Below are 12660 nucleotides of genomic sequence, written 5' to 3'. Positions count from 1 at the left end.
AAAAGAATTGATTTCAACTAGTTTTTTTGGCCAATATTTAATATAATATTTGAGGGGAGGTGAATGGAATGGCAGATGTTTTAGAGCGTGTAACAAAAATCATCGTTGATCGTTTAGGTGTAGAAGAAACTGAAGTAGTACCAGCTGCGAGCTTTAAAGAAGATTTAGGCGCAGACTCCCTAGATGTAGTAGAACTTGTAATGCAATTGGAAGATGAATTCGAAATGGAAATTTCTGATGAAGATGCTGAAAAGATTGCTACTGTTGGCGATGCTGTGACTTACATAGAGAGTCATCTATAATGCTTAAGTGAAGTCCCGTTTTTTAGCGGGGCTTCTCGGCTTATATCTGGAGGGACCTATGCCGTACCGAAAACATAGAGAAAAAAAATACGAAACAAAATATCGTGAAGCGTTTAAAGTATTTCAAGAAGAGATAGGTATTACGTTTTCAGATGAAAAATTATTGATTCAAGCATTTACGCATTCATCGTATGTGAATGAGCATCGAAAAAAACCGCATGAAGATAATGAGCGTCTCGAATTCCTTGGAGATGCAGTATTGGAACTTACTGTGTCACAGTATCTGTTTCAAAAATATCCGACAATGAGCGAAGGAGAGTTAACAAAACTACGTGCAGCTATTGTATGTGAACCATCTCTTGTTCGTTTTGCAAACGAGTTGTCATTTGGTAGCCTTGTTTTATTAGGAAAAGGTGAGGAAATGACAGGTGGACGTGAACGACCAGCTTTATTAGCGGATGTCTTTGAAGCGTTTATTGGTGCCCTTTATCTTGATCAAGGGTTAGAAACAGTATGGGGCTTCTTAAAAGAAATTGTATACCCTAAAATTAATGAAGGTGCTTTTTCTCATGTGATGGATTATAAGAGTCAATTACAAGAGTTGATTCAGCGTGATGGTAGTGGCAATATTGAGTATCAAATTTTGCAGGAAAAAGGACCGGCCCACAATCGAGAATTTGTGTCACGTGTTACGTTAAATAACGTGGCTTTAGGTCTTGGTAGTGGCAAGTCGAAAAAAGAAGCAGAGCAACAAGCTGCTGCAGAAGCATTGAAAAAATTAAAAGAACAACTATAAGGAATCCCCCTTTGAATGAGGGGGATTCCTTATGCATAGAATGAAACTTTCTTTTTGTTTGTGAATAAAGGGAAGGGAAATCCGTATAATAGCTTGTGTTTGTATAGACAACAGTTATAACAACGGAGAATAGGAGGAAGGCCTTTCGTGTTTTTAAAAAGATTAGAAATAGCAGGGTTTAAGTCTTTTGCTGAGCGTGTATCTGTTGATTTTGTCCCAGGTGTAACTTCCGTAGTAGGACCTAATGGAAGTGGGAAAAGTAATATTACTGATGCGATTCGCTGGGTACTTGGTGAACAATCTGCAAAATCATTACGTGGTGCAAAGATGGAGGATATTATTTTTGCAGGCAGTGATACGAGAAGAGCAGTTAATGTTGCTGAAGTAACAATAACTTTAAATAATGAAGATCAACGTTTACCGATTGAATATAATGAGGTGTGTGTAACGCGTCGTGTATCTCGTTCTGGTGATAGTGATTTTTATATTAATAAACAATCATGTAGATTGAAAGATATTATCGATTTATTTATGGACTCTGGTATGGGAAGAGAAGCTTTTTCGATTATTAGCCAGGGGAAAGTTGAAGAGATTTTAAGTAGTAAATCAGAAGAACGTCGTGGTGTATTTGAAGAAGCTGCGGGAGTGCTGAAATACAAACTTCGTAAAAAGAAAGCTGAAGTGAAATTAGCAGACACACAAGAAAACTTAAATCGTGTACAAGATATCATTCACGAATTAAGTAGTCAAGTAGAACCTTTAGAAAGACAAGCTTCTATTGCGAAAGATTATCTCGAGAAAAAAGAAGAATTAGAGAAAGTAGAAGCGGCGCTTATTGTACATGAAATTGAAGAATTACATGAGAAATGGGAAGCGCTTCGAAATCAGTTTGGGCATAATAAAAACGAAGAAGCTAAAATGTCAACGCATTTACAAAAAGGTGAAGAAGAGCTTGAGGAATTACGAGGACAATTACAAGCAGTAGATGAGTCTGTAGATTCCTTACAAGAAGTGCTGCTTCTTTCTAGTAAAGAGCTAGAAAAGTTAGAAGGACAGCGTGAGTTATTAAAAGAGAGAAAACAAAATGCAACGACGCATTGTGCACAACTCGAACAGTTAATTGTTGAATTAACAGAGAAAGCTACAAGTTATGATGGTGAAATTGAATCCAGTACAGAAGTGTTGATGCAATTTGTAAATCAAGTAAAAGAGTTGGAGACAAAATTGCATGATAATGAGCTACTGCTTGCAACTTTTGCTGACAATTTAGAGGAACAAATTGAGAATTTAAAAGGTGACTATATTGAACTTTTAAATCAACAAGCTAGTCATCGTAATGAGTTATCTATGATTGAAGAACAATCTAAACAACAAAACTCAAAAAATGAACGCCTCGATGAAGAAAATGCGAAATATGTAGAAATACGCATGGAAATTACAGCGAAAAAGACGAAACTTGTGGAAAGTTATGAACAAGTGAAAGAAAAAGTAGCTGGTATCCTTTCGAATATACAAAAGACAGAAGTGGCACTTGGGAAATGCAAGACGCAGTATAGTGAAAATGAAACAAAACTGTATCAAGCGTATCAATTTGTACAACAGGCACGTTCTCGAAAAGAAATGCTAGAAGAGATGCAAGAGGATTACTCTGGTTTCTATCAAGGGGTACGTGAAGTGTTAAAAGCTAGAGAAGATAGGTTGCAAGGTATCGAGGGTGCTGTTGCAGAACTGCTAACGGTACCGAAAGAATATGAAATTGCAATGGAAATTGCTCTAGGTGCAGCGATGCAGCATATTGTCGTACAAAAAGAAGAACATGCTCGTAATGCAATTACATTTTTAAAACAAAATAAACATGGACGAGCAACGTTTTTACCGCAAGCTGTTATTAAAAGTAGATCGTTATCATTTGAACAATTACGTATTGTAAATCAACACCCATCGTTTGTAGGTGTGGCGGCAGAACTTGTGCAATATAACAATAAATATGAAAATGTAGTTTCAAATTTATTAGGTACTGTTATTGTTGCGAAAGATTTACGCGGGGCGAATGAGTTGGCGAAACAACTGCAATACCGTTATCGCATTGTAACAATCGAAGGTGATGTAGTGAACCCTGGCGGTTCTATGACTGGTGGAGCGGTAAAACAGGCGAAATCTTCTTTATTAGGACGTCAACGTGAGCTAGAAGAGTGGACGAGCAAGTTAACTGATATGGAAGAAAAAACAACGAAGTTAGAAAACTTTGTTAAAGCAGTAAAGCAAGAGATTCAAGAAAAAGAAGTGAAAATACGCGAACTAAGGCAAGGTGTAGAAGCAGAGCGTGTAGATGAACAGAAATTAAGAGAAGAAATTAGTCGCTTAGAATTAGAAGAACATCGTATTAATGATCGTTTATCTATTTACGATTTAGAGATTGAAGGTTTTTTACAAGATCAAGTGAAGATACAAGGGCGTAAAGAAGAGCTAGAAAAGATTTTAGCAACGCTTCAAGCGGAGATTACGGAATTAGATAGCAAAATTGTCGCTTTAACAAAACAAAAAAGTGAGCAGTATTCTTCGAAAGAAAAAGTGCAAAAAGAAATGACTGAGTTAAAAGTGTTGGCGGCTGAAAAGCAACAACGCTTATCTAATCAAAAAGAAAAAGTTGAACGATTGACGAAGGAAAAAGAAGAAACGGATGCAACGCTTGTCAAAACGAAAGAGGATTTAGCATTCTTAAAACAAGAAATGACATCTAATTCAAGTGGTGAAGAACAGATTACGAATATGATTGAGAAGAAAGCATATGATCGTAATCAAACTTCAGAGTTAATTCGCTCTCGTCGTGAACAACGCGTATCGTTACAAGAGGGAGTAGAACATTTAGAACGTAATCTGAAAGAAACAACAGGTAAACATAAATACATTCTTGAGATGCTGAAAAATCAAGAAGTAAAAATAAACCGACTTGATGTAGAGTTAGAAAATAGATTACAACATTTACGTGAAACATATACGATTTCATTTGAAGCAGCAAAACTGAAGTATACAATGATGATGCCTGCAGAGGATGCACGTAAAAAGGTGAAACTAATTAAATTATCCATCGAAGAGCTAGGCACAGTGAACTTAGGGGCAATTGAAGAGTATGAGCGTGTAGCAGAGCGTCATACATTCTTACTAGAGCAAAAAGATGACCTAGAAGAAGCGAAAGCGACATTGCACCAACTTATTACCGAAATGGATGAAGAAATGAAAAAACGTTTTTCTACTACGTTTGAAGGAATTAGAATGGAGTTTCAATCGGTATTCTCTGAATTATTTGGTGGCGGTAGAGCGGATTTAGTCATGACGAATCCAGAGGACTTATTAAATACTGGTATTGATATTGTAGCGCAACCGCCAGGGAAGAAACTGCAAAACTTAGGTTTACTTTCTGGTGGGGAGCGTGCTTTAACAGCAATTGCGCTGTTATTCGGTATTTTAAAAGTGCGCCCAGTCCCATTCTGTGTATTAGATGAGGTAGAGGCGGCTCTTGATGAGGCGAATGTTGCTCGTTTTGCGCAGTATTTAAAGAGATTTAGTGATGAGACACAGTTTATTGTCATTACACATAGAAAAGGTACAATGGAAGAGTCTGACGTATTGTACGGTGTAACAATGCAAGAGTCAGGGGTATCTAAACTTGTTTCGGTTCGTTTAGATGATGGAGAAGAACTAGTTGCAAGTAATTAGGAAGGATGGGACAGTATGAGTTTTTTTAAAAAATTAAAAGAAAGAATTTCAAAACAAACAGATACAGTAACAGAGAAATTTAAACATGGATTAGAAAAAACGAGAAATTCGTTTGCAGATAAAGTAAATGATTTAGTTTATCGTTATCGTAAAGTAGATGAAGATTTCTTTGAGGAATTAGAAGAAATTTTAATTGGTGCAGATGTCGGAGTTTCGACGGTAATGGAATTAATTGATCAATTGAAAGAAGAAGTGCAACGTCGTAACATCCAAGATCCAAAAGAAGTACAAGCTGTTATTTCAGAAAAGTTAGTAGGAATTTACAAAGGTGACAGTGAGTTTAGTAACGAAATTAATATGCAAGAGGATCAACTAACAGTTGTTTTATTTGTCGGTGTTAACGGCGTAGGGAAAACGACGACGATTGGTAAACTAGCACATAAATTCAAATCAGAAGGTAAGTCTGTCCTATTGGCGGCAGGAGATACATTCCGCGCAGGAGCGATTGAACAATTAGAAGTATGGGGCGATCGCGTTGGTGTAGAAGTGATTAAACAAGGGTCAGGATCTGATCCAGCGGCGGTTATGTATGACGCTGTACAAGCCGCGAAAGCACGTAAAGTAGACGTATTACTATGTGACACAGCAGGACGCTTACAAAATAAAGTAAACTTAATGAAAGAGTTAGAGAAAGTGAAGCGTGTAATTGAGCGTGAAGTACCGGGGGCTCCTCACGAAGTATTACTTGTTATTGATGCAACAACAGGACAAAACGGTTTAAGTCAAGCGAAGACATTCCGTGAAGCAACGAACGTTACTGGTATTGTTTTAACGAAGTTAGATGGAACTGCTAAAGGTGGTATTGTATTAGCGATTCGTAACGAAATGGATGTACCGGTGAAATTCGTTGGATTAGGAGAGCAAATGGATGACTTGCAGCAGTTTGATCCAGAACAATATGTGTATGGTTTATTTGCGAACTTAGTAGAAACAGAAGAAGTGTAAGTGAAAGAAGCGGCATTTTCCGCTTCTTTTTCTATAAAAATATGTGATGTTAAGAAAAAAACTTGACACTCTTTTGTACTCCATGTAAACTAATTCATGTAAAGGGAAATCACTTAACAAAGGATGATCCAACATGCTCGAGAAAACAACGAGAATGAACTATTTATTTGATTTTTATCAATCGTTGTTAACGCAAAAACAAAGAAGTTATATGTCGCTTTATTATCTAGATGATTTATCTCTTGGTGAAATTGCGGAAGAATTTGATGTAAGTCGCCAAGCCGTGTATGATAACATTAAACGGACTGAAGCGATGCTTGAAGAATATGAAGATAAATTAGTATTACTTCAAAAGTTTCAAGAGCGACAGCGACTTGTTGCAAAGCTAAAACAGCTAATCAGCGAAGAAGAGCATGTGAATGAAGAAATGAAACAAGTTGTTGAAGCTATCGAAAAATTAGATTAGGAGGGCGGCAATATGGCATTTGAAGGATTAGCCGACCGACTTCAACAGACAATGCAAAAAATCCGCGGCAAAGGAAAAGTTTCTGAAGCCGATGTGAAAGAAATGATGAGAGAAGTTCGTCTAGCTCTTTTAGAAGCGGACGTTAACTTTAAAGTAGTAAAAGATTTTGTAAAGCGTGTGTCTGAACGTGCTGTCGGACAAGATGTAATGACAAGTTTGACACCTGGACAACAAGTAATTAAAGTCGTACAGGAAGAACTTACAGAACTTATGGGCGGAGAGCAAAGTAAAATTGCTGTTGCTAATAGGCCACCGACTGTTATAATGATGGTTGGTCTGCAAGGTGCGGGTAAAACAACGACGACAGGTAAGCTTGCGAATTTGCTTCGTAAAAAGCATAATCGTAAACCAATGCTTGTTGCAGCGGATATTTACCGTCCAGCAGCGATTAAACAGCTTGAAACATTAGGGAAGCAATTGGACATGCCTGTATTCTCTTTAGGAGATCAAGTAAGTCCTGTTGAAATTGCGAAACAAGCGATTGCAAAAGCAAAAGAAGATCATCACGATTATGTTTTAATTGATACAGCAGGTCGCCTGCATATTGATGAAGAACTAATGGATGAATTAGCGAAAGTGAAAGAAGTTGCGAAACCGGATGAAATTTTCCTTGTTGTCGATGCGATGACGGGACAAGACGCGGTAAATGTTGCGCAAAGTTTCCATGAACAGTTAGGTTTAACAGGTGTTGTATTAACGAAATTAGATGGTGATACGCGCGGTGGTGCGGCATTATCTATTAAGGCGGTAACAAATACACCGATTAAATTTGCTGGTATGGGTGAAAAACTAGATGCGATTGAAGCGTTCCATCCAGAGCGTATGGCATCCCGTATTTTAGGGATGGGAGACGTCTTAACATTAATTGAAAAAGCGCAAGCTACAGTTGATGAAGAGAAAGCAAAAGAACTTGAGCAAAAAATGCGTACGCTTTCGTTTACGCTTGACGATTTCCTAGAACAACTTGGACAAGTGCGTCAACTTGGACCGCTTGATGAATTGTTAGGAATGCTTCCTGGTGCAAATAAAATTAAAGGGCTGAAAAATGCGCAAGTTGATGAAAAACAAATTGGGCATATTGAGGCAATTATTCGTTCTATGACTAAATTAGAGCGAGAACAACCGGAAATAATCAATGCTAGTCGCAAAAAGCGCATTGCCAAAGGTAGCGGTACAACGGTACAAGAAATCAATCGTTTAATCAAGCAATTTGATGATATGAAAAAGATGATGAAAACGATGACGGGAATGCAAAAAGGTAAGAAAAAAGGACTAGGTGGATTGAAGTTTCCATTCATGTAAGGAAAAAAGATGGCTCTGTTAAGAAAAAATACTTTACAAAGCAATAGTCTTTTTGCTAATATAATTATCTGTGTGAAATAAATTCGGAGGTGCTTTATAAATGGCAGTTAAAATTCGTTTAAAACGTATGGGAGCTAAAAAAACTCCTTTCTATCGTGTAGTTGTTGCAGATTCTCGTTCTCCTCGTGACGGACGTTTCATTGAGGAAATCGGTACTTACAATCCGGTTGCTCAACCAGCTGAAGTTAAGATCAACGAAGAAGCAGCATTAAAATGGTTAGGAAATGGTGCTAAACCATCTGATACAGTTCGTAACTTATTCTCTAACCAAGGTATCATGGAGAAATTCCACTTATCTAAACAAGGTAAGTAATTGAGGCAATGACTATGAAGAAGTTAGTCGAGACGATTGTCAAGCCTCTTGTCGATCATCCTGAAGATGTAAAAGTTACACAGGAACTTTACAACGGAGAGATAAAGTATCGATTAACTGTACATCCTGAGGATGTTGGAAAAGTCATTGGAAAGCAAGGGAAAGTTGCGAAAGCAATTCGAATGCTCTTGTATTCAGTGGGACATCATAATGATGAAAAAGTAACACTGGAAATTCAATAAACGTAAAAAGGGCGAGGAGTTATTTCCTCTCCCTTTTTTAACATTTAAAGAGAAGTTGCATGTTCCATATGTGAAATGGAGATGCTTAATTTATATAGAAACCAGGGGTGACATACTATTTATGACAAAATGGTTTAACGTAGGGAAAATTGTAAATACTCATGGCGTAAGAGGAGAAATTCGTGTTATTTCTCGTACTGATTTTCCAGAAGAGCGATATAAAGTAGGAAACACGTTATACATAAGTAATGAGAAAAGTACAGACTACCTTCCAGTGAAAGTAACTTCTCATCGTCAACATAAGACATTTGATTTATTAACATTTGAAGGATACAACAATGTAGATGAAGCAGAGAAGTTTAAAGGTTCTTTAATAAAAGTACCAGAAGAGCAGTTAGGTGAACTAGCTGAAGGCGAATACTACTACCATGAAATTATTGGTTGCAGTGTTGTAACGGAAGAAGGAGAAGCGTTAGGAACAATAAAAGAAATTTTATCTCCTGGTGCAAATGATGTTTGGGTAATTAAACGTCCAAAAGGTCAAGATCTATTAATTCCTTATATTGATGATGTTGTACTTCAAGTTAACATTGAGAATAAATTAGTAACCATTCATGTAATGGAAGGGCTATTATAATGAAAATTGACATTTTAACATTGTTTCCAGATATGTTTACGGGTGTGTTTGGATCTTCAATTTTAAAGAAAGCACAAGAAAAAGAAGCGGTAGAGCTTCGTGTTGTCAATTTCCGCGATTATACAACGAGTAAGCATAATAGCGTAGATGATTATCCGTATGGTGGTGGCGCTGGGATGGTATTAACCCCCCAGCCTATCTTTGATGCAGTGGAAGAGTTAACGAAGGAAACAGACCGTAAACCGAGAGTTGTCCTAATGTGTCCACAAGGAGAGCGTTTTACGCAGAAGAAGGCAGAAGAACTTGCTGAAGAAGAGCATGTTATTTTTGTGTGTGGTCATTATGAAGGGTACGATGAACGAATTCGTGAGCATCTCGTAACGGATGAAATTTCGATCGGTGACTACGTATTAACCGGCGGAGAGTTAGCCTCTATGGTTATTACGGATAGTGTCGTGCGTCTCCTCCCGGGAGTGCTAGGAAATCATGCTTCACAAGTCGAGGATTCGTTTAGTACAGGTTTATTAGAACATCCTCATTATACACGTCCAGCTGATTTTCGTGGTATGAAGGTACCGGATGTACTAATGTCAGGAAATCATAAAAATATTGATGAATGGCGACACAAAGAATCTCTACGTCGTACGTACACGCGTAGACCGGATTTACTGGAAGAACGAGAATTATCTAAGCAAGAAGCGAAATGGCTAGAACAAATTAAAGAAGACGAGTAAGGGCTTGATATATTTTCTATTGCAACAGTCCTAGCAATATGCTATTATAACACTTGTGCTACTGAAATCAGTGGCCGTATTAACGATGTTCCGCTGTAATTTATTAAGACTTTATAAGAGCATCTGTTTAAAGGAGAGAATTTAATATGCAACAATTAATCGCAGAAATTACTCAAGGCCAATTAAAAACTGACCTTCCTTCATTCCGTCCTGGAGACACTTTACGTGTACACGTAAAAGTAGTTGAGGGAACTCGTGAAAGAATTCAGCTTTTCGAAGGTGTTGTAATTAAACGTCGTGGTGGCGGAATCAGTGAAACATTCACAGTTCGTAAGATTTCTTACGGTGTAGGTGTTGAGCGTACATTCCCAGTTCACACGCCAAGAATCGCGAAACTTGAAGTACTTCGTCGTGGTAAAGTACGTCGTGCTAAGTTATACTACTTACGTAACCTTCGCGGTAAAAAAGCACGTATTAAAGAAATTCGATAAGACATGTATGGGAGCTTGTAAATACACAAGCTCCCTTTTTCCAATCTATATAAAATTTTGATATAATACGAGCAGCTTACATAATTGTGGAGGGGAAATGCATGAAGAAAGAAAAGAGTTCACTTTGGGAATGGATCAAAGCAATTTTGATTGCTGTTGTATTAGCGGGTGTTATTAGACAGTTTTTCTTTGCTCCAATTCTCGTAGATGGAGTATCGATGGCGTCTACTTTACATGATCGCGATCGAATGATTGTCAATAAAATCGGTTATCACATAGGAGATCCGAAACGATTTGATATTATCGTATTCCAAGCGACGGAAGATAAAGATTATATTAAGCGCATTATCGGCCTGCCAGGCGATGAAATAGAGTATCGTAATGATAAACTATATGTTAACGGAAAGGCTTATGAGGAGCCGTATTTAGACAAGCAAAAAAAACAAATTGCTGACGGACCGCTTACATATGATTTTACTCTTGAAGAAATGACAGGGAAGAAAACTGTTCCAGAAGGTCAATTATTTGTTTTAGGCGATAATCGTCGTTTTAGTAAAGATAGCCGTTCGATTGGTACAATTTCAATGGACCAAGTGATTGGAAAAGCAAATATACTATATTGGCCGTTAAAAGATGCTCGTATTGTGAAATAAAAGAAAAAGAAGGTGGCAACATGGTAATTCAATGGTTCCCGGGACATATGGCAAAGGCTAGACGCCAAGTAACAGAAAAATTAAAGTTAATTGATGTTGTAATTGAGCTTGTAGATGCTCGATTACCTTTATCTTCTCGAAATCCAATGATCGATGAGATTATTACACATAAGCCGAGGCTTGTTGTTTTAAATAAAGCGGATATGGCAGATGATCGTTTAACAAAGCAATGGATCGCATATTTTAAAGAAAAAGGTCAGATGGCAATTTCAATTAACGCACAAGCTGGACAAGGTATGAAAGAAATTGCAGCGGCTTGTAAAGTGTTAGTGAAAGAAAAATTTGATAAAATGGTTGCAAAAGGTATTAGACCGAGAGCAATTCGTGCATTAATTGTAGGTATACCGAATGTTGGTAAATCTACGTTAATTAATAAGTTGGCGAAGAAAAATATTGCTAAAACAGGAGATCGTCCTGGTGTGACAACAGCTCAACAATGGATTAAAGTTGGGAAGGAAATGGAACTGTTAGATACACCCGGTATTTTATGGCCTAAATTTGAAGATCAATTAGTGGGTCTTCGTTTAGCGACAACGGGCGCAATTAAAGATTCAATTTTAAATTTACAAGATGTTGCTGTTTACGCTTTACGTTTTATGGAAAAACATTATCCAGAACGTTTGAAAGATCGATATAATTTAAATGAAATTCCAGAAGATATTGTGGAGTTATTCGATGCAATTGGAAAAAATAGAGGCTGTTTAATGGGCGGCGGAATGATTGATTATGATAAAACATCTGAGCTTATACTTCGTGAGCTTCGTGGTGGAAAACTTGGGAAAATGACGTTTGAAACACCAGAAGAGTTTGCGGAGCAGACAGAAGATGCAGAAAAAGTAGAAGAAGTATAAGACGTGCGTTTGTACGTCTTTTCTTTTTTGTATATAAAGGGAGTGGCATGAATGCAAAAAGTGACTATTCAAGAAGCGGAACGTTTACTGCATGAAATAATGAGTGAGGAGGACGACTGCTTCCAAATATTAATGAAAGACGAGCGAAAAGGAATACAAAAGCTTATTTTGAAGTGGCATAAACAAAAAGAGTTAGCGCAGAAAGAAAAAGAAAAGTTTTTCGAAATGTCCAAGTACGAGATTGCATTACGTGAAAAAGGGCTCACACTTATCGCCGGTATAGATGAAGTAGGGCGTGGGCCGCTAGCTGGGCCTGTCGTGACGGCAGCTGTTGTCCTTCCAGAAAATTTTTATATTCCAGGGTTAAATGACTCGAAAAAGCTGAGTGAGGCGAAGCGAGAGCGTTTTTATGATGAAATTAAAGCACAAGCAATTGCAATTGGAGTTGGAATTGTATCACCACAAGTTATTGATGAGATAAATATTTATCAAGCGACGAAACAAGCGATGTTAGATGCTGTTGCGAATTTATCTTGTGCACCAGAACATTTATTAATTGATGCGATGAAACTTCCTACACCAATTCCGCAAACGTCCATTATTAAAGGGGATGCGAAAAGTATTTCTATTTCAGCTGCATCCATTATTGCGAAAGTAACGAGAGATCGTATGATGAAAGAGCTTGGAGAAAAGTATCCTGCATATGGATTTGAACAACATATGGGATATGGCACAAAACAACATTTAGAAGCGATTGAAGCGCATGGAGTATTAGAAGAACATCGGAAATCTTTTGCACCAATTAAAGATACGATTCAAAAATAAGCTGTGAATATGCAGCTTATTTTTTTATTTTGGTATATGAACATTATTATTTTCAAAAAAGAATAAAGCGATTTCAGTTTTCTGACACTTTATTGTAGACAGCGTGCCAATCATCTTATACAATGGCAATGTAATGTTTTTTAAAC

14 protein-coding genes are annotated in these 12660 nt (G+C 37.4%); all 14 read left to right on the top strand.

What is annotated here, in order from left to right:
- Positions 1–68: 68 nt before the first annotated feature.
- The 14 genes from acpP to JDS82_RS00765 all read left to right on the top strand — a co-directional run bounded on the left by acpP (position 69) and on the right by JDS82_RS00765 (position 12514).
- Positions 69–302 (top strand): acyl carrier protein, encoded by a 234-nt coding sequence (gene acpP / locus JDS82_RS00830; RefSeq protein ID WP_000786062.1) that lies wholly within the window; start codon positions 69–71, stop codon positions 300–302.
- A 58-nt stretch (positions 303–360) separates the two neighbouring features.
- Entirely contained in the window at positions 361–1098 is a 738-nt protein-coding gene (gene rncS, locus JDS82_RS00825; RefSeq protein ID WP_001146867.1) for a ribonuclease III, read from the top strand.
- A gap of 147 nt (positions 1099–1245) precedes the next feature.
- On the top strand, positions 1246–4815 hold the full coding sequence (gene smc, locus JDS82_RS00820) for a chromosome segregation protein SMC (RefSeq protein ID WP_199712514.1): 3570 nt from the start codon (positions 1246–1248) through the stop codon (positions 4813–4815).
- A 15-nt stretch (positions 4816–4830) separates the two neighbouring features.
- A complete protein-coding gene (ftsY, locus tag JDS82_RS00815) occupies positions 4831–5820 on the top strand; it encodes a signal recognition particle-docking protein FtsY (protein ID WP_000007661.1) in 990 nt (329 codons plus the stop codon).
- Between the two features lie 133 nt (positions 5821–5953).
- Complete coding sequence (locus JDS82_RS00810; protein ID WP_000891061.1) at positions 5954–6286, top strand: putative DNA-binding protein; 333 nt, start codon at positions 5954–5956, stop codon at positions 6284–6286.
- Between the two features lie 12 nt (positions 6287–6298).
- Entirely contained in the window at positions 6299–7648 is a 1350-nt protein-coding gene (gene ffh, locus JDS82_RS00805; RefSeq protein WP_000863466.1) for a signal recognition particle protein, read from the top strand.
- Positions 7649–7748: 100 nt separating this feature from the next.
- A complete protein-coding gene (gene rpsP / locus JDS82_RS00800) occupies positions 7749–8021 on the top strand; it encodes a 30S ribosomal protein S16 (protein ID WP_000268750.1) in 273 nt (90 codons plus the stop codon).
- A 14-nt stretch (positions 8022–8035) separates the two neighbouring features.
- Positions 8036–8263 (top strand): KH domain-containing protein, encoded by a 228-nt coding sequence (locus JDS82_RS00795; protein ID WP_000737397.1) that lies wholly within the window; start codon positions 8036–8038, stop codon positions 8261–8263.
- Positions 8264–8384: 121 nt separating this feature from the next.
- The gene (gene rimM, locus JDS82_RS00790) at positions 8385–8900 is read left to right on the top strand and encodes a ribosome maturation factor RimM (protein WP_000170282.1); all 516 of its coding nucleotides are present in this window, start codon (positions 8385–8387) and stop codon (positions 8898–8900) included.
- Positions 8900–9634, top strand: a complete 735-nt coding sequence (trmD, locus tag JDS82_RS00785; protein WP_199712513.1) for a tRNA (guanosine(37)-N1)-methyltransferase TrmD — start codon at positions 8900–8902, stop codon at positions 9632–9634. The genes rimM and trmD overlap by 1 nt, the downstream gene beginning before the upstream one ends.
- A gap of 146 nt (positions 9635–9780) precedes the next feature.
- Complete coding sequence (rplS, locus tag JDS82_RS00780; RefSeq protein ID WP_001186518.1) at positions 9781–10125, top strand: 50S ribosomal protein L19; 345 nt, start codon at positions 9781–9783, stop codon at positions 10123–10125.
- 101 nt (positions 10126–10226) lie between these two features.
- Positions 10227–10778 (top strand): signal peptidase I, encoded by a 552-nt coding sequence (gene lepB, locus JDS82_RS00775; RefSeq protein ID WP_000711855.1) that lies wholly within the window; start codon positions 10227–10229, stop codon positions 10776–10778.
- Between the two features lie 20 nt (positions 10779–10798).
- Entirely contained in the window at positions 10799–11689 is an 891-nt protein-coding gene (gene ylqF / locus JDS82_RS00770; protein WP_000236708.1) for a ribosome biogenesis GTPase YlqF, read from the top strand.
- A gap of 51 nt (positions 11690–11740) precedes the next feature.
- The gene (locus JDS82_RS00765; protein WP_001174726.1) at positions 11741–12514 is read left to right on the top strand and encodes a ribonuclease HII; all 774 of its coding nucleotides are present in this window, start codon (positions 11741–11743) and stop codon (positions 12512–12514) included.
- Positions 12515–12660: the final 146 nt, after the last annotated feature.

It is taken from the genome of Bacillus cereus group sp. N14, from assembly GCF_016483555.1.
Taxonomy (GTDB): domain Bacteria; phylum Bacillota; class Bacilli; order Bacillales; family Bacillaceae_G; genus Bacillus_A; species Bacillus_A wiedmannii.
Note: the sequence above shows the minus strand (reverse complement) of the source record. Positions and strands in the feature narration are given on the sequence as shown.